General features: G+C 70.8%; 21 protein-coding genes. 7 read left to right on the forward strand and 14 right to left on the reverse strand.

From position 1 onward, the window contains the following. Positions 1-631 precede the first annotated feature (631 nt). Positions 632-1,642 carry a helix-turn-helix domain-containing protein gene (locus QF030_RS39915; RefSeq protein WP_307167961.1) on the reverse strand — a complete coding sequence of 337 codons (1,011 nt, stop codon included), beginning with the start codon at positions 1,640-1,642 and terminating at the stop codon, positions 632-634. A gap of 975 nt (positions 1,643-2,617) precedes the next feature. On the opposite strand from QF030_RS39915, the gene QF030_RS39920 reads away from it, so the two are divergent. Next, positions 2,618-3,397, forward strand: coding sequence for a replication-relaxation family protein (locus QF030_RS39920; protein ID WP_307167881.1), 780 nt, complete (start codon positions 2,618-2,620; stop codon positions 3,395-3,397). A 1,397-nt stretch (positions 3,398-4,794) separates the two neighbouring features. Here QF030_RS39920 and QF030_RS39925 read toward each other — a convergent pair. Together QF030_RS39925 and QF030_RS39930 are read right to left on the reverse strand one after the other, a co-directional pair. After that, on the reverse strand, positions 4,795-5,322 hold the full coding sequence (locus tag QF030_RS39925) for a GNAT family N-acetyltransferase (protein ID WP_307167882.1): 528 nt from the start codon (positions 5,320-5,322) through the stop codon (positions 4,795-4,797). Next, the gene (locus QF030_RS39930; RefSeq protein WP_307167883.1) at positions 5,319-6,215 is read right to left on the reverse strand and encodes a hypothetical protein; all 897 of its coding nucleotides are present in this window, start codon (positions 6,213-6,215) and stop codon (positions 5,319-5,321) included. The genes QF030_RS39925 and QF030_RS39930 overlap by 4 nt, the downstream gene beginning before the upstream one ends. 525 nt (positions 6,216-6,740) lie before the next feature. On the opposite strand from QF030_RS39930, the gene QF030_RS39935 reads away from it, so the two are divergent. Beyond that, positions 6,741-7,166 carry an ATP-binding protein gene (locus QF030_RS39935; RefSeq protein WP_307167884.1) on the forward strand — a complete coding sequence of 142 codons (426 nt, stop codon included), beginning with the start codon at positions 6,741-6,743 and terminating at the stop codon, positions 7,164-7,166. A 339-nt stretch (positions 7,167-7,505) separates the two neighbouring features. Then, a complete protein-coding gene (locus tag QF030_RS39940) occupies positions 7,506-8,324 on the forward strand; it encodes a hypothetical protein (protein ID WP_307167885.1) in 819 nt (272 codons plus the stop codon). 241 nt (positions 8,325-8,565) lie between these two features. Here the strand turns inward: QF030_RS39940 and coaD are convergent, their stop codons facing one another. The 3 genes from coaD to QF030_RS39955 form a co-directional block, all read right to left on the reverse strand. After that, positions 8,566-9,018, reverse strand: coding sequence for a pantetheine-phosphate adenylyltransferase (coaD, locus tag QF030_RS39945; RefSeq protein ID WP_307167886.1), 453 nt, complete (start codon positions 9,016-9,018; stop codon positions 8,566-8,568). Positions 9,019-9,396: 378 nt separating this feature from the next. Then, complete coding sequence (locus tag QF030_RS39950; protein WP_307167887.1) at positions 9,397-9,822, reverse strand: DUF4267 domain-containing protein; 426 nt, start codon at positions 9,820-9,822, stop codon at positions 9,397-9,399. Between the two features lie 63 nt (positions 9,823-9,885). Beyond that, positions 9,886-10,332 (reverse strand): DUF1772 domain-containing protein, encoded by a 447-nt coding sequence (locus tag QF030_RS39955; protein ID WP_307167888.1) that lies wholly within the window; start codon positions 10,330-10,332, stop codon positions 9,886-9,888. A 91-nt stretch (positions 10,333-10,423) separates the two neighbouring features. Between QF030_RS39955 and QF030_RS39960 the strand changes: the two genes are divergently transcribed. After that, a complete protein-coding gene (locus QF030_RS39960; protein ID WP_307167889.1) occupies positions 10,424-11,002 on the forward strand; it encodes a TetR/AcrR family transcriptional regulator in 579 nt (192 codons plus the stop codon). A 199-nt stretch (positions 11,003-11,201) separates the two neighbouring features. On the opposite strand, the gene QF030_RS39965 is transcribed toward QF030_RS39960, so the two are convergent. Both QF030_RS39965 and QF030_RS39970 read right to left on the reverse strand, forming a co-directional pair. Beyond that, positions 11,202-12,170 carry a sensor histidine kinase gene (locus QF030_RS39965; protein ID WP_307167890.1) on the reverse strand — a complete coding sequence of 323 codons (969 nt, stop codon included), beginning with the start codon at positions 12,168-12,170 and terminating at the stop codon, positions 11,202-11,204. Then, positions 12,167-12,973, reverse strand: a complete 807-nt coding sequence (locus tag QF030_RS39970; RefSeq protein ID WP_307167891.1) for an MEDS domain-containing protein — start codon at positions 12,971-12,973, stop codon at positions 12,167-12,169. Before QF030_RS39970 ends, QF030_RS39965 begins: the two co-directional genes overlap by 4 nt. A gap of 324 nt (positions 12,974-13,297) precedes the next feature. Here QF030_RS39970 and QF030_RS39975 point away from each other — a divergent pair, with 324 nt between their 5' ends. From QF030_RS39975 to QF030_RS39985, 3 genes are all read left to right on the forward strand, one after another. Further along, the gene (locus QF030_RS39975) at positions 13,298-13,996 is read left to right on the forward strand and encodes a hypothetical protein (protein ID WP_307167962.1); all 699 of its coding nucleotides are present in this window, start codon (positions 13,298-13,300) and stop codon (positions 13,994-13,996) included. A gap of 320 nt (positions 13,997-14,316) precedes the next feature. Next, entirely contained in the window at positions 14,317-15,450 is a 1,134-nt protein-coding gene (locus QF030_RS39980) for a hypothetical protein (protein ID WP_307167892.1), read from the forward strand. Positions 15,451-15,816: 366 nt separating this feature from the next. Next, a complete protein-coding gene (locus QF030_RS39985; RefSeq protein ID WP_307167893.1) occupies positions 15,817-17,967 on the forward strand; it encodes an MMPL family transporter in 2,151 nt (716 codons plus the stop codon). On the opposite strand, the gene QF030_RS39990 is transcribed toward QF030_RS39985, so the two are convergent. The 6 genes from QF030_RS39990 to QF030_RS40015 all read right to left on the reverse strand — a co-directional run bounded on the left by QF030_RS39990 (position 17,931) and on the right by QF030_RS40015 (position 23,769). Further along, positions 17,931-18,569, reverse strand: coding sequence for a sterol desaturase family protein (locus QF030_RS39990; protein WP_307167894.1), 639 nt, complete (start codon positions 18,567-18,569; stop codon positions 17,931-17,933). The genes QF030_RS39985 and QF030_RS39990 overlap by 37 nt on opposite strands. Positions 18,570-18,731: 162 nt before the next feature. Continuing rightward, complete coding sequence (locus tag QF030_RS39995; RefSeq protein WP_307167895.1) at positions 18,732-19,889, reverse strand: GNAT family N-acetyltransferase; 1,158 nt, start codon at positions 19,887-19,889, stop codon at positions 18,732-18,734. Continuing rightward, positions 19,886-21,157: an aminotransferase class I/II-fold pyridoxal phosphate-dependent enzyme gene (locus QF030_RS40000; protein WP_307167896.1), complete on the reverse strand. Its 1,272-nt coding sequence runs from the start codon at positions 21,155-21,157 to the stop codon at positions 19,886-19,888. The genes QF030_RS39995 and QF030_RS40000 overlap by 4 nt, the downstream gene beginning before the upstream one ends. A gap of 47 nt (positions 21,158-21,204) precedes the next feature. After that, positions 21,205-22,446, reverse strand: a complete 1,242-nt coding sequence (locus QF030_RS40005) for an acyl-CoA dehydrogenase family protein (protein ID WP_307167897.1) — start codon at positions 22,444-22,446, stop codon at positions 21,205-21,207. Further along, positions 22,443-23,453, reverse strand: a complete 1,011-nt coding sequence (locus QF030_RS40010; protein ID WP_307167898.1) for an acyl-CoA dehydrogenase family protein — start codon at positions 23,451-23,453, stop codon at positions 22,443-22,445. The genes QF030_RS40005 and QF030_RS40010 overlap by 4 nt, the downstream gene beginning before the upstream one ends. Next, positions 23,440-23,769 carry an acyl carrier protein gene (locus QF030_RS40015; protein WP_307167899.1) on the reverse strand — a complete coding sequence of 110 codons (330 nt, stop codon included), beginning with the start codon at positions 23,767-23,769 and terminating at the stop codon, positions 23,440-23,442. Before QF030_RS40015 ends, QF030_RS40010 begins: the two co-directional genes overlap by 14 nt. Positions 23,770-23,792: the final 23 nt, after the last annotated feature.

The following is a 23,792-nucleotide window of genomic DNA, read 5'->3' on the forward strand; positions in this document are numbered from 1 at the left end:
GTGGGCTGGCGTACCAAAGGCGAGCAATGCTGCCACCGAAGCGGCCACTGTCGTTGCAGCTGTAACTATTCTTCGCGTCGTACGCACTTTTGGATTCCCGTTCTTTAGGATTCGGTTTCCCTGCGCCTCAATCGGTCATCCCTCCTCCCCCGGAGGGATTGGGTGATCCGGGGGGGGAGGGCTGCGCGTAATTGAGGTTGCCAGGGAGCTGAACAGCTGTCGTGCGCACTCCGTCCACGGTTCCTTATGCAATGCGTCCACGCCGGAGAGGCCACCTTCCGCCCGGGAGCAGCAACGTGGACTTCGTCGTGACGATCGTGCGGGACCGGGTGTCCGAGCCGGTCGAGCGCCTCGCACAGACCGACACCAACGCCGAGCCGCTGCCCGACCAGCGGTGCTGACGGGGACGGTGCTCGACAAGCCCTTAGCACGCTGTACGAGGAGTCGTGAGCACCCTCTTGTGCGGGCTCCGGTCTGTCCGGGCCTCGCGTTTCACAAGGTCACGAGGGTTTCGGCCGTCCCCGGCGCAGCCTGCTGCCAAAGAGCGTGAGCCGGCCGAGGAAGCCACGTGAGGGGGCTGGCCTCGAAGCCGTCGGGGGCAGCCCCCTCACGTGGAACCGCGCTCTACGCATCAGCTGACCCCCACCGATCGCGCGCCGCCCTCGCCTGTACCCCCTGCGCGGTACTCCATGGGCGACACTCCGTACGCGCTCCGGAAGGCTCGCCCGAAGTCGGAGGCGCGGCCCATGCCCCAGCGAGTGGCGATGGTGTGGATGGGCGTGGAGCTGAGGTTGGGGTTTGCCAGGTCGCGGCGGGCGCCTTGGAGGCGCTGGATGCGGATCCAGGCCGCGACCGTCTCGCCGGGGGTGTCCTCCTTGAAGATCTGGTGCAGGTAGCTCAGCGAGATGTGATGCGCGGCTGCTATCACGGGCGGTGCCAGCTCGGGGTCGTGCAGGTTCTGGCGGATGAATGTCCGTACGCGCGTCGTCAGAGCCCGCTGGCGGGTTTCCGGCGGCAGCGCGTCCTCCGCCTCCAGCACCTGGGCGAACCAGGCGGACAGCAGGTCGATCAGGACGGTGCCGAGGCGGGGTGCGTCGGCCGGCTGGAGGGCGTCGGCCTGCTGCTCCAGACCGGTGAGGAAGCCCGTCAGCAGGGCGCCCACCCCCTCCTGCCCCGGCAGCCGCCGCCCCAGCAGCTGCTGAATGCGGGCAGAGGGCAGGGGCACCAGTGCCTTGGGGAAGTCCACGCCCACGCCCCTGTTCACCTGGCGGACCGCGTCGGCCGGCAGGTGCACTTCGTACGGCCGTGACGTGTCGCTCACCCACAGATCGCTTGGCCCGTACGCCTCGGCCCGCCCCACATGCTCGAACCCCAAGTCGCCGCCGAGCACCAGCGACAGGTGGTACATCTCCGGGTCGGACTGCCGCACCAGCTTCTCGGTACGCCGAAACCCCGTCGGCAGGTGCGACGTCGGCCACACCAGCACCGGGCCCAGCTCCAGCAGCCGCTGCTCCGCCCAGAAGTCATCGGCGAACAGGCTGCTCATGTGACTGGGCGCGATCGCCCGGTGCATCAACTCGCCCCAGTAGTCGAACCGGTGCTCCTTGGGCACGTCGTCGCTCTTAAAAACCGTTCCGATCATGTCAGGGGCAGTCCTGAGCGGTGTACGGGCGAAGTCCGCCCAAGCGGTAAGGAAGAGGGGGACTTGGGGGTCGGTGGTGTTCTTGGAGCCCTGGATGCGCTGCGTCCGGTGGGGCCCCAGCATCGGTATTCCGCCCGTCCACATCGACGACCAGGGCGAAAGGCCCGGCCCCCTGCTCGTCGAAGTCAACAACGGCGGAGAACACGCCCGCCCCTTCCTCGGAGTTCGGCATGACACGACCGCCACTACGATACCGCTCGCCAGCTGATCGACCCCGCCACCGACTACGTCGGCCACGTCCGCACCGACACCGGATGGAAACCGCCGCATCCGGTGTCCGGATCTGCATCCTGAGCAGCAACGGCTCCCTGGACAGCTAGGCATCAACGCCGCGGCGGCTCGGGATGCCTGACCCGCCCCGCTCCCCGTTGTGGCAGCCGTCGTCTGCGGCTCCCTCAGGCCCTCTCAGGGCCGCGCCGGGGGCGTGCGCGGAGGCCCCGCCGACGCGCAAGCAACCTCCGGCCGCCCCGATCCCCCGACCGCGCGCCCACCCACCCGTCCCTTCTTTCTGTTCCTGGACTCGGGTGTTGGGGTGTGCTGAGGGGGATGTCGGGGTCCCGACCACGCTGAAAACGTTGTGGTGACCTGCGGTGATGCTGACGCGTGGCTACTGGTCATGTGCCGCTGTAGGAGGGGTTGTCGGCGGGGACACCGGCCCGGTCGGGGGCAGTGTTGTCGCACTGTGACCGTGGTCGGGCCCTGACGGTCGGTGGTGTGGTCGGGGCCGCCTGATGCGCTCAGCCGTACGCGCGGTACCGCACAAGGCCGTACCGCGCTGTGACATACGGGAGTTCTGGCAATGACAAGAACGAGGGCGGATGTGGATGCCGGCGGCGGGGACCGGCTGGCGTTGGCGGTGCTGGTGCAGTACCGGATGGCCACCACCGAGCAAATGCATCTGATCACCGCTCCCGGGTGCGGATCGAGCAGACCAGACGGCGGCTGGCCAAACTCCGTGCCGAGGGCCTGGTCGACCGGATCACCCTGCCGCAGGCGGGGCGTACCCGGGTATGGTTCGCCACCGCGTACGGGGTGCAGGTCGCCGGGGAGTGGCCGGAGCTGCGGGGCCGGCGGCCGCCGCGGCTGGTGTCGGATCCGATAGCGGCGCGGCTGCGGGTGAGCCACACCCTGACCGTCACCGAGACCGGGCTGCAGTTCCTGCTGGACGCGCGCCGCCGTGGGGAGGTGTGCCGGCCGCTGGACTTCCTGCCGGAAGTCCACCACCCCATCGGGGGCGGTGAGGCGGTCATCCCGGACGCGCTGCTCTACTACCAGCGCGGCAGCCGTAATGGTGGTGAGGGTTCGATGCTGCGGGCGTTCCTTGAGGTCGACCGGGCGACCATGGGCCCCGAACGCCTCGCGTCGAAGCTCCGCGCCTACGCCCGCCTCCACCAGTACGCACCCGTGCCAGTCGGCCGGCGCCGCGCGGTGGAGGCGGTCCAGGAGGAATGGCGGCGGCACTATCCGCTCTTCCCACGGCTGCTGTTCGTCCTGGACGGTACCGGCCCCGCCGGCATCGACAACCGTCTCCGTGCCCTGCACGCGTCGGCTGACGTGGATCTCTCGGTGGCCCTCTTCCTTCGGGAAGTGACCGTGCTCGCCGCGCCGATGACCGACCTGCTCCAGCACGGACCCGCCGCAGCTGTGTGGCGCCCCGTACCGGACCCCGAACGCCGGGTCAGCTGGCTGGGCTAACGGGTGCCGTAGACGGTGCGCAGAAGGCGGGGCACCGTAAGCGATTGCACACCCGCTCGCGGTCTGCGCAACACCCCCGACCACAGGCCCGACCACGGAGATCGGAATCCCGACCACAGGCCCGACCACCGCAGGTCACAGCGTTGCGCAGACCCGGCCGCACCCCAACGGCGCCAGATATGGGATTTCGAGCGCCGGGTCGGCTGGCTGGACCCGCTGGTGCTGTCGCCGGGTGCGCAGCAAGTGTTGCGCAACAGGCGATTGCGCACCCGCTCGTGGTCTGCGCAACACCCCCGACCACAGGCCCGACCACGGAGATCGGAATCCCGACCACAGGCCCGACCACCGCAGGTCACAGCGTTGCGCAGACCCGGCCGCACCCCAACGGCGCCAGATATGGGATTTCGAGCGCCGGGTCGGCTGGCTGGACCCGCTGGTGCTGTCGCCGGGTGCGCAGCAAGTGTTGCGCAACAGGCGATTGCGCACCCGCTCGTGGTCTGCGCAACACCCCCGACCACAGGCCCGACCACGGAGATCGGAACCCCGACCACAGGCCCGACCAGCGCAGGTCACAGCGTTGCGCAGACCATTGCGCACAACCAGGGCACCAGTACGACGCCACTACCGATCCGACTGCGCATGCCCACCCACCGCCCCGTCCTGCGCAGTCGGCGGCGGGACCGACTGCGCAACCGTCTTGCGCAGCCACCCTTCCGACTGCGCAAGACGGAAGGGCTGCGCACGGCCGCCACCCGCCGCCCGTTCTGCGCGGTCGGCGGTGGGGTGATTGCGCAGCCACCACTCAGCAGCCTGCGGCCGGACGGGCACGGATGCGGGCCGGGGCAAGCCAACCGCCCCCCGCATCGACTGTGTCGGCGAATCCTGAAGTCATAGCAAAGGAGACCGCGCTCGAGATCTATCGGGGCTACTGGCAGGAGATGCCAGGCTTCTATGCTGACCGTGACGGCACCGCTGAAGGACCGAAGGGCTATGCCGCCTCCGAGGCGCGGGCCAGCGCGGAGAGCGACGCTGAGTAGGCCCACGGCCGCGGCCGGATTTACATCGGCCCGGTCGTCGTGTCGGAGTCGAGAGTCACCGGTACCGATCTGGATAGAAAAACGCCCAAGGCGATGCTCTCCAGCTGCCTGGACCTCTCCCAGTGGCGACCCGTCACCGCCGACACCCGTAAGCCAGTACCTGACCGCCACCACGCCGGAGAAGTGGCCGCAGGGCAGCAGGTCGTCAGGAACGAGCCGCAGGGCAAGAAGTGCTGGCCCTTCCCCTTCGTGCTGCGGCCACCGTCAGTCTCGCCGTTCTGGGCGACGGCCCTTCTGCCGGGGTGCTATCAGGGTGTGGGCTTGCTGCCGGGGTTTTCGTCTGGGTTCCTCTGTCAGTGGCTAGCGTAGGGGTAGTTCGGCCAGCATGACGGCGTAGAGCGGTGAGTCGGCGAAGGGTTGGCGCACACCGACCTGTCGGAAGCCCCAGGACTCGTACAAGGCCCGTACTCGCGGGTGTTCGGTGTCGACGAGGAGGACCACCAGGTCCTCATGCCGTTCGTCGAGGAGGGCTTTCGTTACCAGTTTCGCTGTTCCTGTCTTTTGGTGAGTGGTCCGCACCGCTAGTTCCGAGTAGGCGAAGGTCGCGTGGTTGTCGGGGGGCTCCTCGATGTGCTCCCGCCACCATTCGCGGTGAGGCGTGGCGGGTGCTCCGTAGGCGAAAGCCACGGGTTGTTGTCCATCGAAAGCAACGACGCAGGCGAAGCCAGGGTTGCCTCCCCAGTGGTCGACGAACCAGGGGAAGCGCTGGTTGAACTGGTCGTCCATGGCGTCTGCGTAGGCGTCGGCGTGGATGTCTATCAGGGCCTGTCGGATCTGGGGGAGGTCTTCGTGTGCGAAGCGCCGGATGACCAGTTGGGGGGCGCTCAAGTTCGGCTCCATTCGCATCGGTAGCGGTCTGCCCATCGTTGGGCAACCCCCGCGGTCGGCGCGAGGGTGATCAAGTCGCGGTGGAAATCGCCGAGAAGGAACCTCATTCGTCCTGGCAGCGGCGTGCCCGCCATCAGCTCGAGGGCTTTCGATGCCGTGGCGCATGCCTGGTCGATCTCGCGCTGGTGAAGCTGGGCGAGGGCGAGCCGTGCTGTAGCAAGGGCACGGTTCCTGCGAAACTGTGTTGGGATCGAGCCTAGAGCTTGGTGCGAGGCGGCCTCAGCCTCGGCGCTGTCTCCGATGCGGTCGCGCACGATGGCGCAGATGGCTGTCAGTTCGGCCGCTCCGTAGAAGGCCGACCAGGAGGGGCGGGGCTCCTGCGGTCGTGCCTTGGCCAGTGACTCTTGGGCGCGGCCCAGGGAGCGCAGGGCGGCTTGGCGGTCGCCGAGGTTGGAGTGAGCGATGGCCGTTCGTGCGTGGGCGAGGGAGGCGAAGAACGGGTCGCGCCTGATGATCGCTGTCGATTGGGCGGCCAGGCCTGAGTCGACGGCCTCGGCGTGGCCCCCACGCTGGTGGGCGAGCATGGCGCAGGAGTTCCATACCCGCAGTTCCGCGACGGGATCCTGCCCCATTCCGGCGAGGTATAGAGCGCGGGCCAGCAGAGCCTCGGCCCGCTCACCCTTGCGTGCGTCCAGAGCACTCCAAGCCGCGGTGGCGGTGTAGTCGGCGGCGATGGAGAAAAGCCGTAACCGGATTCTTTGGGTTGCTGCGAGTTTCTGCTTGTTCAGGGTTTCGGCTGCGCCGGCCAGCGCGGCCTTTTCGAGGGCCTCGTGGCCTCCCCGGGCGTCGTCCAGTTCCATCAGCGCATCCAGTCCGTTGCGCAGTCGGAGCACGTCAGAGGTTCCTACTCGGGGCGGAGCCCCGAGTAGGGGTGTGGCAACAGCAGCGCTCGTTGCGCTGGTAGCGGTGAGGAAGTTCCTGCGTCTCACGGGGTTCTCCGAAGCTTTCGCGCAGCGGCTTCTTGGAGCCGGAGGAAAGAACCCCAACTCCTGGGCAATGCAGCCGAATACTGCCTCCAGCGCCTCACGCTGACGAGGGTGCGGCCACCGGGTCTTGCCCGTGATCCAGTTACGGACCGTACGGTCCCCGACCGTTCCCTCGTACCCGGCTCTGATGAGGTGAGCGTTCACCTTGTCGGCCAACTCGGCCTGGGTAAGGCCGCTCTGCCGTAACGCGCTACCGAGACGCGGGTTCCCCTCCATGTACCCACCGTAGCCACTGGTGCTTCGTCAGTTGCCGAGGAGGCGGGAAATTTCCGGTGGGCCGCGCTGCACACCCGCAGGATCTTTCCTCCCCTGCTGCCGAAGGCGGCGGTTGACTGGGTCAGGCCGTCGTTCACCGACCCTTTCGAGGTCCAGATGATCGCGTTAACGAAGTCGCGTCCCCAAGGGCACCGCCCCGGATACTGCCAGGAGCTGCCCGCCGCAAAGCAGAGTGCCGAAGCTGCCCGCCGGCTCGTCGAAACGGCTTTGTCCGTATGGCATTTGGAGTGCCTGAGCGATGCCGGGACCCTGGTGGCGAGCGAGTTGGTGACCAACGCGATCACGCACACCGACAGCTACCGCATCCACATCGCCGTCCGGCGCACAGGAGAGCGATCCGTACTGATCGGCGTCACCGACACCACGCCCATGCCTCCCGTGCCCGCCGCGCCCGCCGACACCCTCAGCACGAACAGCCGCGGACTGCTCCTCGTGGATGCCCTCACTGAACGTTGGGGAACAGAGCTATATCGCTCAGGCAAGCAGGTCTGGGCCGAGTTGATCAGCGAGGCCGCCCAATGACCGAGCCCAAGTTCGCCACACGCGCACAAGGCGGCGCTCGTGGTAGACCTCGGGCGGGACAGGGCACCCGTGCCTACGCCGCCTGCGTGTGGCGCAAGTTCACCAGTTGGCTGGCCCGTTTCACCCGACCGTTCCTCACGTGATGATCTCCGCGTCCTGCGGCTTCGTGATCGGGGTCACGGTCTCCGCGCTCTCGCCCGCACCCTGAACTGCTGCCCTGCCAGTCCCTGTCGCCCCCTGATGGCCCTACCGGCCGTTGGCCGTCAGGAAGAACCGGGTTCAGGTTCAGGCCGCCCAGGCTCAGCTTCCCTCAGTGCTGCGCCCTCCCCTTCGACGTGTATGAGAGCTGCCTCAAGCCCCGGCAGATCGCGGACGGTCACCGCAGCGTCCGAACGCCTGGTCACCCTCGACTCCTGGAAAGACAGCGGCATGTTCACTCCCCCGCTCCCCTACAGCCCCCGCCCCTCCGACCCCAGCAAGTGGCGATCCGCGCCGGCCCCGCCCGTCGGTCCTGGTCTCGTTCCGTTCATCACCCAGCGCGAGGGCGAGGACGCAGCTCCCGACAACCTGATCCTCCTACCGCACACCGACGGCCGCCTCCACCTGCACTACCTCGACGAAGACGCTCGCGACCGCGACCCCCGCGGCGTGCTGTGGGCGCGCTGCTCGTTCAACCCCCTTGACGCCCGAGGGCAGCCGACCGGGCGTCCGCAGTGGAAACTCATGCACCCATACAGGCAGTTGATGTGCATGCAAGCCCTGCACTGCCAGATCTGCGCAGAGCCCGCCCGCACCCCGCTCGGTTTGATCTTTCTTGCCGGCCCCCACGACCGGGCTCCCGACGCGGCGCAGGTGCTGACCAACCAGCCGCCTGTCTGTGCCCGGCATGTACGCACGGCCGCGCGGGTGTGCCCCCACCTGCAGGGCAGGCCGACCGTTCACCTCGCGGAGAGTGCACCGCTGTACGGCGTCACCGGCACTTTCTACGGCATGGGCCCGTACGGTGTGCAGCCCGTCGCGCAGCCAGTGCCGCCTCTGCCCTACGGCCACCCCGACATCAGCAGTTTCCTCGCCTCCCAGCAGATCCGGCGTCTGCACTCCTTCCGGACCCTCGATGTGGATCAGCTCGTGCGGGAACTGGCTACGCCGGCCGCGTAGACCGCTGCCCGTACGTCCCGGACACCCCACCCCGGGCCCGCGGGCAGGCCGCGCCCGGCGCGGGAAGCCCCAGGGCCGGCCGTCACCGCGACAACCGGCCCTGTTCCCGCGCCGGGCCCATGGCTGCAGTAGCTCCTGCGAAAGGGAGCGTGCGTCGCCCGTCGGTTTCCCACTTCGCGTAGATCGCGCTAACGGTCTCTCGCAGGTCGTGCCCCCGAGCTGCCGTTCCACGTCCGGTCCGTCAGGGCCCGGGCCCTTCGGCGTCGGACACGTCGGGGACGCGGGCCTGTTGACTCATCGCGGTGACGAGGGTGGAGGAGATGTGGGCCAGGGCGGGGTCTGCAGCGATGAAGAACGTTTCGACTCCGGCCAGTTCGTGGTTCATGCGGGCCATCGGCATTTCGTAGTCCAGGTCGGCAACGCCGCGGACTCCGCGGATGACGACGTCGATTCCGCCTCGGCGGCAGTAGTCGACCAGCAGGCCGCCGGTGTGGGAGTCGACCGTGACGTTGCTCAAGTCAGTTGCTGCGGCGCGGAGCCGGTCCAGCCGTTCCGTGATGGGCAAGCGGCCGGTCTTGTTCGGATTGAACATCACGCAGACGACGACCTCGTCGAACAGGGGGGCGGCGCGCCGGAGTACGTCCTGGTGTCCTTGAGTGACCGGGTCGAAGGATCCTGGGAAGAGGGCTCGCATGACCGGAAAGAGTAACAAGCGGCCGCCTCCGGTAGTGAAGTTCCAGGGCAGCCAGACCTCCGGGATCAGGCGTGGCCGGGAGACGTCTGGCGAGACGGGACAACCGCGACGTCACCCGTAGACCACGGCGACGTGGGACATGCTCTACAACCTGGACGGGCCGGTATTGAGCATGTGCGCCGCGGCTCATCACCCGTGCCGCTCGTCACCCGAGCCATCGCGGCGACGAGGCCGAGCGGTGCAGCAGGCCGCCTCTGCCGTCAGGTCGTCGCTCACCGGAGGAAAATCGTGTCTGGCCTTTCCGGCGCGCTGACACGCGAACAGCGGCATGCGTCAAGACGGCCCGGCCGGGGTGCGGGCCGTCTTGGTCCGATGGGATCAGGCGGGCTGCGGGGCGGGCGTCGCCGGAGCGGCGGCGGCCGTGCGGGTCTCGCGCATCATCAGCAGGCCGTTGACGACCATCAGCGTCGCGGTCAGGCCGTGGACGCCGAGTGCGGTGGCCACGGAGCCGTGGTGGGCCAGCACGGTGGTCATGTCGCCGTAGGCGGCGAGGGCCTCCACCAGCAGTACCCAGCCCAGCGCCCGGCGGTGGCCCGTCACCAGCAGGATGCCCAGGACCAGGGCCAGGACGACGTCGCGGATGCCCTTGATGACCAGGAAGCCGCCGCCGTCCCCGGACGGCCAACTCGGCAGGCCGAAGCCCGGCGCCGTCGTCTTTGGGCTCAGGATGAACTCTCCTCCGAACCAGAGGATGAAGAGGATGAAGGCGGCGGCCATGACGGTGTTGGTCTTCTTCAGCGACATCGTCTTCTCCCTGCGAGTCTTCGTGAGCTGCGGCTGACGACCGGGCGGGTTGAGCCCGTGGGCTCAGGTGAGGGCGGCGACCAGCAGGGCGAAGGCGGCGATGATGACGGCGACGCGGACGTAGTGGAGGCGGCCCCAGCGGTTCAGCTGCTGCTGCCAGTCGGCGGGGCGGTTGTCAGGGGTCCACGTCTTGTTGCGGTTGTTGATCGGGACGAGCAGCAGGATCGACATGATCACGCTGAGGACCAGAAGGGCGCCGGCGGTGACGACGAGTCCGGTGCCGTGGTGGTGCCATCCGGCGACAGCCCAGATACCGACGAGGACGAGCGAGCCGATGTACCAGACCGGCATCACGGCGCCGAGCATCCGGCCTCCGTGGGCGTGGCCGAGCTGGCCGCTGTCCTGCGGAAGGGCGTTGAGGATCGGGTTCATGACGAAGGCGACGGAGAACTCCACCCCCACCATCACGCCGACGACCACGGTGGTGATGACCTCGAGTGCGCTGAGCATGATGACCCCTCCAGGGACCTAGCGTTGCTAGATGATGGTGCAACGCTAGTACTACTGCCGCTCGATTGTCTAGCAGTGCTAGAATCGGATCATGTCGGTACAGGAACGCAAGGAACGCGAGCGGGCGGGACGCGAGCGCCTCATCGTGGCGACAGCCCGCGAACTCGCCGAGCAGCAGGGCTGGGAGGCGGTCACCACCCGCCGGCTCGCCGAGCGCATCGAATACAGCCAGCCCGTCCTCTACAGCCACTTCCGCGGCAAACGCGAGATCATCGGCGCCGTCGCCCTCCAGGGCGCCACCGAGCTGGCTGAGGCGGTGCGGACCGCGACCTCCGCCGCGGACGGCCCACGCGAGCGGGTGCACGCCCTCGCCCACGCCTACCTCGACTTCGCCGCCCGCAACCCGGCGGTCTACGACGCCATCTTCCAGCTCGACGGCGGCCTCCCGTACGCGCAGGAGGACACCCCGGAACCTCTCAAGGACGCTTTCGCCGCGCTGCTGGAGTGCCTGGGCGAGGTCGCCGGGGACGGCGTCGCCCCGGGACTGTTCACCGAGGTGTTCTGGGCGTCCCTGCACGGGGTGGCGACCCTGACCCGGTCGGGACGGCTGCCGCCGGAGGACACCGGGCCGAGGGTGGAGCTGCTGGTGGACCGGCTCGCCGTGGTCTGACACACCGTCCCGGCAGGCGGGCCGTCCAGAGCACGGCGGCATTCAGGACGTGGCCGAGCGCGCCGCCGAGCGCGCCGAGCCGGTCTTCCTGACCCCTCCGGCAGGCCTGCATGACCTGGCCGCGCGTGATCGCCGTTCGCCGTTCGCCGTTCGCCGTTCTCACAGTCCGGCCTGCGCGAACGCGTCCTGGCCCTGTGGGTCAGCTGCGTGCGGGGATGTCGGTGTGCAGGCGGACGGTGGTCCCCTGGTCCGGGGTGGAGCGGATCTCGACCAGGTCGCACAGCTGGTGGGCGAGCCAGAGACCGCGGCCGCCGATCTGATCGGTGGCGGGGCGGGTGCGGCCGACCATCACGTCGGGGATGTAGCCGGCATCGCGGAACTCGCACAGGAAGGTGGAGTTCTGGGTCCAGGTGCGCAGGGTCCCGCGGCCCCCGCCGTGCCGGATGCTGTTCGTGGCGATCTCCGTGACGGCGACGGCGAGTTTGCGCTGCTGGTCCTCCGTGACGCCTGCGTCCGTGGCGCACTGGGAGACCTTCGAACGGATCGCGGTCAGGTCACCGTGGGTGTAGCTCAGCTCCTGGAAGGGGTCGCACGGGGGGTTCAGTGCCTCGAAGGGATACTCCTCGGCGGAGAGGTAGCCCTCGTTGCGCATGTGGCGGCCGTCCTCGCGGATCAGCGGGTGGCAGCGGGACAGGGCCTGCAGGGCGCTCTGGTCCTCATCGGCGGCGTCGTAGGGGCAGAGCATCGACCAGGCGGAACTGCGGGCGAAGGCCCGGTTCAAGATCCACTCGTGATAGCGCAGCTCCGAAAGGTGGGCGGCGCTGCGGGCCTCGCGCCAGGCGGTTTCCCCGATGCCCCGTACCGGCCTGTCGCCCTCGCCCCGCTCCTTCATCCAGTCGACCCAGGCGTCGATGAGGCGGCCGGGGTTGGGTCCGAGCGTCGTGGTGTCGACGAAAGTGACGGCGGACTCGTCGGCGAGTTCGCTGCGCAGGAGTGACGCCTTGGCCGAGGGGACGGCGACGACGACGGCCTCGCCGCCTTCCAGTGCCTCGTGGATGTAACCCAGTGTTCCGGACAGGAAGTGCGCGTCCCCCCGGTAGGGGTAGAGCTCATGGCGGAACGAGGCCTGTTCCTGGCTGGACGGCTTCGAAGGCACGTTGGCGGTCATACGGCCATCACCACCGGCAGCGCGACGCTCGCATAGCCCGCGAGCTCCCAGCACAGGCGCACGGTTTCGTTGGCGCCCTCCACGACGACCCGGCGGTCCGGCAGGTGGCGGGCGGCGTCGACGAGCGCGTGCATTCCAGCGGCGTCGATCAATTCCACGGTGTCGAAGCGCAGCCTCACCCGGGGTGAACACCGGGTTGCCGCCCGCACCGCCACGTTGAACGCGTGCGCGCACTCCGAGTCGATCACTCCGTCAACGCTCCAGCTGTCGGCGCCCGTGCTGTACATCCGGAAGGCCGGACGCTCAGCGCGTATGCCCATTTCGTGCGGGTGCACACATGCCACATGTTCCAGCGTAGGCGCGTCCCACTGCGACCGCCTGAAGGCGCACACCACGATGGCATTGCTCTCCGAGGCGAACTCGTCGAGCCTCAGTTCCTGAAGCACCAGTTCCTCGGTTTCACCGGGCACTGCCGCAGGCACCCGCTCGGCAAGAACACGCACCGAGCGGTAGCCCTCCCGGGCTGCGGTACGGGCTTCCCGGCGCACCGCGGCCAGGATGGTGTCGGGGTCCGTCACGCGGGGAAAATCGAGGATCACCGAGGCGGAGGGGACCACCTCACGGGCAAGGCCGGAGGCGGCACCGGTGGAGCCGACCACCACGATCTTGTCGCCGTACAGTGCGCCGTCGGCCACGTAGGCGAGCACGTCCGCAGGGGACGTGACGGCAGAGTCGGAGTGCCAGCAGACGTGGTCACCGGGCTCGACGTCGTCGAACGTAGCCAACGCTCGAGCCGCTCTCACCTGGTCCCCTTTCCCGATCTTCCACCGTCATCGGATACAGAGAGTACTGGGTCATCCGGGCCGTCGTTGAGCCGACCGGAGAGCGCCCCGGCGTACGCCCCCGGCTCCGTCTGCTCTGCGTCGGATGCATCCGCCACCTGCTGCGCCGCGGTCTCGCAGCGATGCGGTGCTGTGCCCAGCCGGACTCAGCCGGACTCAGCCGGACTCAGCCGGCAGCGGCGTCTTCCACCATCGCTCCGATCTCCAGGACGGGGCCGCCCGGCTGGTCCGCGGAGCCTTAAGGTTTCGTCACGCTCCTGGCCTCGGATTCCGGATGTCAGAGGCATCCGGTTGGATGAGCGCGTGACTGTCCATGACCTAGCCCGCCGGCTTCCCGGCGTCGCCGATCTGCGGAATCTGTGCCGCTCGCTCGCGATGCTCGATGCGATCCTGAGCCCGGACCGGGAAAGCCGGTATCACTCCTTCAACGCCGGTTGGGCTGCCGGCGAGGAGATGGCCTCGATGCGCAACGGATCGGGGGACGAGTACTCCATCGTGTTTTCGGCAGCGGGAGCATACGTCCGCGGCTTCGGCCACGAATCGGCGATGAGCCCGTACGGCAACGACGGTGAGCCCTGGCCGGGAGTGATCGACGAAGTACCGGAGGCCTTCCGGTCCTGCGTGGAGGAGCCGGCGTTCACCGACGAGGACGGGGTGCCCGTCGTAACGGCCTGCCTGTGGCGGGGGAAGACCGACGATCAGTGGCACCACGGGACGATCGGCTTTCCCGTGGGCCGTGCCGATCCTGACGGTACGACAGGACTGTTCGAGCTCCTGGTCGACCGTACGCCGGAAGCGTTCCAGCGCTTCGCCGAGGACTACTACGAGCTTCCCGTGGACCTGAGAGCGGTACGCGACGTGTATGCCTTGCGACCACTGGACCAACAACTCCTCTCGTCGCTGAACGCAGAGGTCACCCTGGCGGACCTGGCCCAGGACATCTCCGAGATCGGCTATCCGCCGCCGGCCCGGGAGCCGGTCTGACTGCTGCACGTCTCCATGCGTTCACTGCCCGCCTGTCGTCGGCCTGCCGACGAGCCCAGCCGGATGGTGACCGTAGGTGATCACCGGCGGCACAGCGGGCCGGCTGCCACCGGCCTGTGCGGCGAGCTTCTTGGGCCGTGTGTGGTCGGGGCTCCCCCGCATGGCGTTGCGCTTCACCGCCGGTCGGCCCCTGGCGTGCCTGCCTTCCTGCCCTCGGGGTGGGCGAAGACGGGCAACTGGCCGCGACCGTCACCGAACTCCGTGACGCCTGCCAGGCGTCACGCCGTCCCGCCCCATTCTTCGACCCGACCGGAGACGACGTGAGCACCCCCACCGCCACCCGGCTGCAAGCCGCGGACGCGAGCGTGACCGTCCTGAGCAACACTCCCTTCGTCACCGACTGGGCCCGCCGGTACTTCGGCCCGTGGTGGAACGCGTTCGATGTGCCCGCCGGCAGCGTCTGCGCCGGACCGCTGGTCACGGCCGGCATCGACGACAAGACGTACGCCCATCTGCTCGCCCTGGTGACCAGCTGCCCCCACGACGAAGTCACCTACGCCAGGACCCGGCTGCTGCTCGCCCGGGACAGCACGGGCACCATCACCGGCGTCTCGCCCGAAGAGGGACTCGCCTACCGCTCCGAGCAGCGCGGCGGCCACGTCACCATCGCCGGACGAACGCCCGAGCGGCTGGCACTGGCCACGGCCCGGATCGCCCGCGAGATGATCCGCGCGGCCCTGCTGCGGGACGGCTGGACGCTCCTGCACGCCTCCGCCGTCGTCCGCGCCGGCCGGGCGCTGCTCACCTTCGGATCCAAGGGCGCCGGGAAGACCACCACGGCGCTGCTGCTGGCCGGCCGCGGCGCCGGACTGCTCGCCAACGACCGGGTGTTCGTCAAGGCCGTCGGGGATGAGCTGCGCGTACTGCCCTGGCCCTCGGCAGCAGCCGTCGGCCTCGGCCTCCTGGACGCGCTCGGCCTGTACGACGTCGTCCGCGACCGGCTCGTGGGCGGGGAGCAGCTCCACCCGACCCAGCACCAGGACGTCACCGACGCGCTGCTCGCCGGGCGCCGCGAGCCGCTGTGGGAGCCGGGCGGCAAGCGGGAGCGGAAGGTGCAGGTCTTCCCCGACCAGTTCGGCAGGTGGTTCGCAATGGAGCTGGCGGCCAGCGGCTGCGCGGCCGGGCTGCTGTTCCCCCGGATCGATCCTGCCGCCGTTCCGGCCCTGGTCGACGGCGAGCGGACGCTCGGTGAGGACGACTTCATGAGCGGTGCGACGGAGGACCGCTATCCGGACCTCTTCGGTCTGGCCCACGGCGTCGACGGCGGCGGAAGCGGCCCGGCCCGCGCTTCGGTCGCTGGCCGGCTCGCCGCCCTCCCGCACCACCAGGTCGTCCTCGGCCACGACATCGCGGCCAACGCGGACTTCCTGGCGAGACTCGCGAGCCGCATCTGACCGGACCGTTCCCAGGCCGGCCGCTGCTCCCCTCCGGGGTGCCCGTGCGTACCCGGGGCTCGCGTTCCCGGCGACCCCGGGCACCGGCCCTCGGCCCTCGGCCCTCGGCCCTCGGTCCTCAAGCTGAGGCGCTGCGCATTCAGCCGCCTCAGTACGCGCTCCTGCTCGAGGAGAACACCGAAGCCAGTCACCGGCTGTGCCGCGGCTGCGCGCTGATCGCGTCCGTCCCGGTAACGCTTGTGCCGTGGCGTCGTTGCCCCGGGCGTGGTGGAAACCGCCCCCCGGAGGGGGCCTGCAACGCTCCGGCGGCCCGAGGGCCGGACGGCCCCGGCACCGCTCACGCGGCGCCGTGCGGTGGGGGTGCTCGTGTTCGCGTGCCTGGCCGCGTGCTGCGCGATCGGGGTCCTCCTCGGTGTCGGCAGCCGTCCCTCCCCCGAGAGCTGGACGCCGCCCACCGCGGAGTCCTTGCGTGCCGACGAGTTCCTGGCCTCCCGGTTCATGGCCGGTGAGCCCCATCTGGCGCTGGTGGCCACCGCTGCGGGGTCGGTCGACGATCCGCGCGCCGCGCGGGCCGGCCGGGTGCTCCTGGAGCGGATCGGCGCCGATCCCCGCACCGCATGGGTCCGCGGCTACTGGCCCCTGCGGTTGCCGGAGTTCCGTACGGGCGACGGGCGACGGGCGCTGGTGCTGGTGCGCTTTCGCGGGGACGAGCGGGCCGTGCGCGCCGCGGCGGACGACGTGATGGACCGGTACACCGGCCGGAGCGGGCCGGGTGCGGCGCTGCGGGTTTCCGCCGGGGGTGAGGACGCGGTGCTCTCCGAGAGCGAGCGGCTCAGTGAGCGCGGTCTGCGTCTGGCCGAATTCGTCGCGGCGCCGCTGGTGCTGCTGATCCTGCTGTGGGTGTTCGCGGGGGCGCTGGCCGCGCTGCTGCCGGTCGCCGTGGGGGCCTTCGCCGTGGTGGTCGCCGGGGCCTGTCTGCGCTTGCTGGACGGTGTGATCCCGGTGTCGGCCTTCAGCGTCAGTGTCACCACCGCCCTGGGTTTCGGGCTGGCCGTGGACTACAGCCTGCTGCTCGTCTCGCGCTACCGGGAGGATGTCGCGGCGGGCAGTGCCCCGGACGCGGCGGTGCGGGTCACGCTGCGCACCGCCGGGCGGGCCGTGGCCTTCTCCGCCGCCACCGTGGTGGCGGCCCTGTGCACCCTGCTGGTCGTCCCGCTGCCGCTGCTGCGCTCCCTGGCTTTCGGCGGCACCGCGATCGTGGTCACCTCCGCGGCGGGCGCGCTGGTCGTCGTGCCCGCGCTGCTGTTGGTGCTCGGCTCCCGGATCGATCGCTGGGACGTCTTCGCCCGGCTGCGCCGGCCGCACGGCGGGCGCCGGGAGGGCGACTCCTGGGCCCGGCTGGCGCACTGGGTGGTGCAACGGCCCGCCGCGGTCGCGCTCGCGGGGTTCGCGGTGCTGGTGCTCCTCGCCCTGCCGGCGCTGCAGGTGCGGTTCGGCGTGTACGCGGACGCGACGCTGCCGGCTTCCTCGCCGGTCGCCGCGACCGCCCGGACGCTGCGTACCGAGTTCGGCGCCGCTTCCTCGGGTGCCCCCTGCGTCGTACTGCCCGCTCTGAACGCGGCGGGTGACCCGCGGGCCCGGGCCGCGCTCGACGCCTACGCCCGCCGGTTGTCCCGCGTTGCGGGAACGGCCCGGGTGGACACCGTCACCGGGAGCTACCGGGGCGGGAAGCGGTCCGCGCTCCCGGCCGCCCGGGCGGCGTCCTTCGCGGCCGCGTCCGGTGTCCGGCTGGCCGTGACCGCGCAGCCGTACGCCCGCGCGCCGCTCACTCCCGAGGGGAGCCGGCTCGTGGAGCGGCTGCGCCGGATTCCGGCGCCGGTCCCGGCTCTCGTGGGTGGCCCGGGCGCCCGTCTCGCGGACACCGAGAAAGTGATGGCGGACCGGCTGCCGCTGGTCGCGCTGCTCGCCTGCGGCGGGACCTGTCTCCTGCTGCTGCTCTACACGCGCAGTCTGCTGGTGCCGGTGAAGGCGGTGCTGCTGAACATGCTGAGCCTGGCCGCCACGTTCGGTGTCCTGGTCGCCGTCTTCCAGGAGGGCCGGCTGCCCGGAGTTCCTCCCGCGGGGATCACCGATGTGCTCATCCCCCTCATGTTCGCGGTCGCGTTCGGCCTGTCCATGGACTACGAGGTCTTCCTGCTCTCACGGATCCTCGAGGAACACCGGCGGGGCAGCCCCACCCCGCATGCCGTGGCGACGGGCCTGCAGCGAACGGGCCGGCTCTTCACCTCCGCCGCGCTGGTCTTCGCGGTGTCCATGTCCTCGCTGGCGCTGTCCGGGCTGCTGCATCTGCGGGTGGTGGGTGTCGGTCTGGCGGTGGCCGTGGTGGTGGACTGCACGCTGGTGCGCGCCCTGCTCGTACCCGCCGTGATGCAGCTCGCGGGCCGGGCGAACTGGTGGCTGCCGGCGTGGCGCGGGGTTTCTCAGCGCGGGGCGGTGGCGAAGACGTGGTCCCAGTAGGGGCAGCTCACGCCGAAACCGCGCCGTTCGTCCTGGAAGTGGTGGCGCAGATGGCGGTTGCGCAGGCGCCGGCCCAGTGCCGTGGAGGGGCGGTGGTGGTGCATATGGAAGTGCAGGACGTCGTACACGATGTAGCCCGCGATGAATCCGCCGGTCAGTGCGGCGCCCGGCCCCTCTCCCGCCAGCAGGTGGAACAGTTCGTAGGCGCCGTACGCGCCGGGGACGCTGACCGACGGCGGCATGACCAGCCGGCGTGGGTCGTTGGGGTGGTCGTGGTGGACGCCGTGCACCATCCAGTGCGCGCGGCGTCCCCAGGTGCTGCGCGGGGTGAAGTGGAACAGCGCCCGGTGCACCCAGTACTCGGTCAGTGTCCATCCTGCGTAGCCGAGCAGGGCGTACGCCAGGAGCAGGGGCAGGCCGGTGTGCCGGACGGCCCAGGTCAGCAGCAGCAGGGCGAGCGGGCCGTGCACGAGCGGGGGTACGGCGGGGTGCACCCGGGTGAAGCGGTCGAGGAAGGGTGAGCGGAACATGGGCGGGGACGCCCGCAGTTGGTCCGCCCGTCGCAGGCTCGCTGCGGCGGCCGGTGGTTCGTGCGCCGTCATCGTGTGCCCCCTCGGTGTGCCCGGGCCCCGGCGGCCCGCGGGACGGCGGCGGCCGGTTCTTCGGCCGCCGGATGCGCCAGCGCGCTCATCGTTCCTCCTTCTGGGACCTTGTCCCGGTCCTGCGGGGTCCTCCTCCGGGTCTCCTTCGGTCCTCTCGTGTCCTCACAGGGGCCGCTGGTAGATCCGGTAGGTCTTGGACCGCCGGGCTCCCATCCGTGCGATGGCCTGGTTCATGGCGGTGTTGTCCTCCAGGACCCAGGACAACTCGCCGCCGCGGTAGCCGAGTTGGCGTCCGGCCTGGGCGAGGCGCGTGTACAGCAGCGCGTCGAGTCCCTGGTTGCGGTACCGCGCCTTCACCCCCAGGGCGATCAGCCGGCACCAGTCGATCCTGCGGGCGGCTCTGGCGGCCCGCACCAGCCCGACGGGCAGCCCGTACCGGGTGAGCCGGCCGCCGGCCGCTTTCAGGGCCTGGTTGGCGTCGGGGACGGCCAGGCAGAAGGCGGCCGGGTCGCCGTGCACCTCCGCGAGCAGCACGAGTTCGGGCCGGACGATCTGCCGGAGCTGGGTCGTGAGGTGGTGGAACTCCCGCTCCGTGGGCGGTACGAAGCCCCAGTTGTGTTCCCAGGCGTCGGTGTAGATGTCCCGTATCCGCCGCTCCTCGGCGTCGAGGTCGCGGAGGTCGAGTGGCCGGACGTGGACGCCGCCGCGTCCTTGCGCCCATTGGGCGACCTTGGTGACGGCGGCGTCCTCGGGGGTGTGGGTGGTCCACTCCCAGGCCCACAGGTCCTTGGCCTTGGTGAATCCGCAGGAGCGCAGCAGCGCGTCGTGATGGGGCGGGTTGTACGGCATCAGGACGGCCGGTGAGGTGGCGAAGCCGTCCACGAGGGTGCCGCATTCGCCATTGGTCGAGAAGCTGACCGGTCCCAGCGCGGAGGTGAGCCCCCGTGCGCGCAGCCAGGTCCCGGCCGCCTCGAACAGCGCCTGGGCCGCGGCGGTGTCGTCCGCGCACTCGAAGAGGCCGAAGAATCCGTCGCTGCCACCGTGATGGCTGTTGTGCCGGGGGTTGTGGACGGCGGCGACGCGCCCGACGGGGCGGCCGTGGCGGTGAGCGAGGAACAGCTCGGCGTCACCGAACTCGAAGAACGGGTTCTTGTGCCGGTTCAGGAACGCCCTGCGCTCGCTCTCCAGCGGCGGCACCCAGCAGGGCTCGTCCCGGTAGAGCTGGTAGGGCAGCCGGACGAACTCCCGGCGCCGGGCCCGGTCGTGCACCGGTGTGACGCGGAGCGGGCCGTCCAGGGTGCGCGCCGCGGTTGTCGTCATGCCGTCCCCCGCACCGGCGTCCCGCCCGCGGGCCCCGCCTGGGGTGCGGTCTCGGCCAGGGCGGCCGCGATCAGGGCGGCCGCGTGGCCGATGTCCTCCTCGGTGTGCTCCGCGCAGACGCCGAGCCGCAGCCGGGCCCCGCCGATGGGCACCGCCGGGGGGAACAACGGGCAGACCATCAGGCCGCGTTCGGCCAGCTGCCGGGTGACGTGCGCGGTGCGGTCCATGGTGCCCACCGGGATGACGACCACATGGGCGGCGGAGCCGGCCGTGCCGACGCCGGCGGCGTGCAGCCGGGTGCGCAGCGTGCGCGCGTTGTCCTGGAGTCGGCGCCGGCGCTCGGTGCCTTCCCTCGCCAGCACCGACAACGCCGCCAGTGCCGCCCCGACGGTGCCGGGCGGCAGGCCCAGGGACAGCAGGTAGGCGTCCGCCGAGTGCCTGAGCAGGGTCACCACGTCGGCGTCGGCGCACACGAAGCCTCCGGTGGAGGCGAACGCCTTGCTGAACGTGCCCGTGACGACGTCGACCCGGTCCAGCACGCCGCACAGCTCGGCTGCGCCGCGCCCCTGGGGGCCCAGCGTGCCCGCGCTGTGCGCTTCGTCCACCACCAGCAGTGCGTCGTGGCGTTCGGCCAGATCGGCGATCTCCGCCAGGGGTGCGAGGTCACCGTCGGCGCTGAACAGTCCGTCCACGACGATCAGCCGGCGCCCCGAGCGGTCGGGCGGGCCCGCCGTACGGAGCAGCTGCGCGAGGTGGGCGGGGTCGTTGTGCCGGAAGACGTGCAGGGTCGCTCCGGACAGCCGGACGCCCATCGTGATCGACTGGTGGTTGAAGCGGTCGGCGAAGACGTGGTCGCGCGGTCCGGCCAGGGTGGCGAGCACGCCCAGGTTGGCCTGCATGCCGGTCGGGAAGAGCAGCGCGGCCGGGCGCCCGGACCAGTCAGCCACGGCGGTCTCCAGCTCCTGGTGCAGCCGGGTGTAACCGCCGACCGCCTGGGTGCCGTACGTCCCCGTGCCGAACCGGCGGGTGGCGGCGAGTGCGCCTTCCACCACCTCCGGGTGCCGCGCCAGCCCCAGGTAGTCGGCGGAACCGAACACGGTGACCGGCCGGCCGTGGGTGTCGTCGGAGCCGGGGCGGGCGTGGGGCACGCCGATCCGGGCCCGGGTCGTTGCGGCCTGCGTGATCAGCGGGAAGAGCGGGTAGGTGCCCTCCCGCTGCCAGCGGTCCACCAGGTCGAGCATGCTGCTGTGCGCGGGCCCGAATTCCATCGGCGCTCTCCATTCTTCTTCTCACGCCCCCTGCGGGCATGCGGGCCTTAAGGGGCGGTGGGCGCGGCCTGCGAGGTGGTGGGGGGTCCTTGCGCCGGGGTGAGTGCGCCGCGCAGGATCTCCGCGGCGGCCGTGTCGCGGACCGTTTCGCAGCTGCCGCCGTACACGCTCAGGACACGGACGTCGCGCAGCGCGCTGGACATTGCGGGGACCGGCTCGTCGTCCCGGTAGGCGCCGGGCCCGGACAGCCGGGCGCATTCCTGTACGACCCGCTGTGCCAGGCGGGCCCCGGTCGTCTTGGCCAACGCGGCGTCGAGTTGGTCCTGGGGGCCGCCGATGCGTTCCGCGGCGGCGTCGACGAAGGTCTCGGCCGCCTCGATCTCGGCGTCCCACCAGGCGAGTTCGGGCATGGCCTGGTCCGACGCGCCCAGCATGTGCGCCGTCCGCTCCAGTGCCCAGCGGGCACAGGCCAGGGCTCCCGCCGCGATCGCCAGGCGCTCCTCGGGCAGGATTCCCGCCAGGAGGACCATGGCCAGGCCCGGGCGTCCGAGGACGGCCTCGCGGGGCAGCCGGCAGTCCTCGAAGCTCACCCGTCCGGTCGGGGAGGCGCGCAGCCCTGCGGTCGCGAGGGGTGTGACCACGATGCCGGGCAGGTCCGCGGGGACGAGGAACAGGGTCAGGCCCAGGGCGGAGGTGCCGGGGGTGGTGCGGGCCAGGACGAGCAGGACATCGGCGAGGGGCGCGTTGGTGATGAAGGTCTTCTCGCCCTGCAGGAGCCAGCCGTCCGGCTCGGGCCGGGCGGTGGTGGCCACCGAGCGGACCAGGTCGGAGCCGCCGCCGGGCTCGGTCAACGCGACCGAGGCGACGCACCTGCCGGCCAGGACCGGGCGCAGCCATCTCTCGCGTTGTCCGGGGGTGCCGTGGCGGGACAGCAGAGGGGCGACCAGATGGGTCAGCACGGACAGGCTGGTGCACACTCCGGCCGCGGGTTCGCGCATCACGGCGCGGACGAAGGAGATGCCGTGGGCGAGGTCCAGCCCCAGTCCCCCGTGCTCCACGGGAACGCCGATGCCGAACACCCCGGCCCGGCCCATGGCTTCGAACAGGGAACGCGGCACGCTGCCCTGCCGCTCCCAGTGCGCCAGATACGGTGTGATCTCCGCGTCGGCCAGGGCGCGCGCCGACTCGTTGAACGCCGCGGGAGAGCCCGGGTCGAGCACGGGAGACAGCGCACCGAGCAGGGCCTGGTCCGGCATCGGCGTGGCCGGGCACGGCGTGGACGGCTTCACCGCATGCTCCCCGGCACCGGCACCGGCTGCGGTCCGGGCCGCCCGACGCCCTGTGCCTGCGCCTGTGCCTGACTGTCCGTTGGCGTCTGGCCGTCGGCCGGCGTCGGCGGCGACGCCTCGCCCGCCAGCCGTTGGCGCATGCTGTCCACGAGCCGCTGCTGTCCGCCGAGCAGTACCGGGGCGAAGACCGCCTCGCGGTAGGCCGCGGCCATCGGGTGCCCGTCCATGAACCCCTGGCCGCCCAAGAGCCGGCAGGCGGTGCCCACCGACTGGGGTACCGCCCTCGCGACGAACGCCCCGGCGCGCACGGCACGGTCCCACCGCGCGGGTCCGCTCGCGGTGGCTGCGCGACGCGTCACGGCGTGGCACATCCGTACGGCCGCCGCCGCTTCGGCCACCGCGTGCCCGAACGCCTGGCGGCCGGCCAGGACCCCGTCCTGGAACGGCCTGCGCTGCGCATGGGCGAGTGCCTCGCAGACGGCCTGCCGGGCCAGGTCGCTCAGCAGCCGGGCCAGGCCCAGCCGGGTGGCCGCCACGGCGTCGTGCAGCAGCGAGGCGTGCCGCTGGACGGTGCCCAGCAGCGCGTGGCCGGGCACCGCGAGCGCGGTCACCTCCAGGTGGCCGTACCGGGCACCGGCCAGGGCGCCGAGTCGCTGTTCGCGTACCTGCGTGTACGGCGTGTCGAGCGGCAGCAGAAGAAGGACGCGACGGCCGTCGTAGCGGCGGATGCCTTCGACGAGTACCGCCCCGGCGTCGGGCAGGCCGAGGACGTGGTCGGCGTGTCCGCGGGCCGTCAGGCGGTCGGGGGGCCCGTGCAGTTCGAGGTCGCACCGGGTGCCCAGCAGATTGTGGGTGGTGGTGTCGCCCAGTGCGGTGCTGACCCGGTAGGGCCTGGGCGTGGAGCCCGGTGCCAGTCGGTCGAGCACCGGTCCGCTCAGCCCTTGGGCGACCATCTCGAGTACGGCCGCGCCCATGGCCGTGCCGTCGCTCCGGTCAGGCGCCGGCATGGGAGGAGCCCCGGCTCGTGCCCTCGCCCAGCAGGTCGAGGAACGCGCCGAGCGGAAGGGTGGGGACGAGGCTGCCGGCCAGCACCGTCATGTCGAACTCCACCCGGTAGCGGATCTCGACGTCGGCCACCGTCTCCGCCAGGAGCAGTGAGTCGAGGCCGAGTTGTTCCAGTGTGGCCGTCTCGTGAAGCGATGCCGTGTCGAGCCGCAGCCGAGCGGCCAAGCGCTGCTTGAGGTCCTCCCGGTCCGGGACCTGACGGCTTTCCCGGCTCAGTGCCGGCGTTGTTTCCACGGGTGTCCTCTTCTTCTGCGTCATCTGCGCTGCTTCTGCTTCGCCGG

The sequence above is a fragment of the Streptomyces rishiriensis genome (assembly GCF_030815485.1).
GTDB lineage: Bacteria > Actinomycetota > Actinomycetes > Streptomycetales > Streptomycetaceae > Streptomyces > Streptomyces rishiriensis_A.

Bases quoted from the DNA above. Each gene is read 5' to 3' on its own strand.
- QF030_RS39915 (WP_307167961.1), bottom strand. From the start codon at position 1,642: ATGATCGGAACGGTTTTTAAGAGCGACGACGTGCCCAAGGAGCACCGG.
- QF030_RS39935 (WP_307167884.1), top strand. From the start codon at position 6,741: ATGATCGCGTTAACGAAGTCGCGTCCCCAAGGGCACCGCCCCGGATAC.
- QF030_RS39940 (WP_307167885.1), top strand. From the start codon at position 7,506: ATGAGAGCTGCCTCAAGCCCCGGCAGATCGCGGACGGTCACCGCAGCG.
- coaD (WP_307167886.1), bottom strand. From the start codon at position 9,018: ATGCGAGCCCTCTTCCCAGGATCCTTCGACCCGGTCACTCAAGGACAC.
- QF030_RS39950 (WP_307167887.1), bottom strand. From the start codon at position 9,822: ATGTCGCTGAAGAAGACCAACACCGTCATGGCCGCCGCCTTCATCCTC.
- QF030_RS39955 (WP_307167888.1), bottom strand. From the start codon at position 10,332: ATGCTCAGCGCACTCGAGGTCATCACCACCGTGGTCGTCGGCGTGATG.
- QF030_RS39960 (WP_307167889.1), top strand. From the start codon at position 10,424: ATGTCGGTACAGGAACGCAAGGAACGCGAGCGGGCGGGACGCGAGCGC.
- QF030_RS39965 (WP_307167890.1), bottom strand. From the start codon at position 12,170: ATGACCGCCAACGTGCCTTCGAAGCCGTCCAGCCAGGAACAGGCCTCG.
- QF030_RS39990 (WP_307167894.1), bottom strand. From the start codon at position 18,569: ATGACGGCGCACGAACCACCGGCCGCCGCAGCGAGCCTGCGACGGGCG.
- QF030_RS39995 (WP_307167895.1), bottom strand. From the start codon at position 19,889: ATGACGACAACCGCGGCGCGCACCCTGGACGGCCCGCTCCGCGTCACA.
- QF030_RS40000 (WP_307167896.1), bottom strand. From the start codon at position 21,157: ATGGAATTCGGGCCCGCGCACAGCAGCATGCTCGACCTGGTGGACCGC.
- QF030_RS40010 (WP_307167898.1), bottom strand. From the start codon at position 23,453: ATGCCGGCGCCTGACCGGAGCGACGGCACGGCCATGGGCGCGGCCGTA.
- QF030_RS40015 (WP_307167899.1), bottom strand. From the start codon at position 23,769: ATGACGCAGAAGAAGAGGACACCCGTGGAAACAACGCCGGCACTGAGC.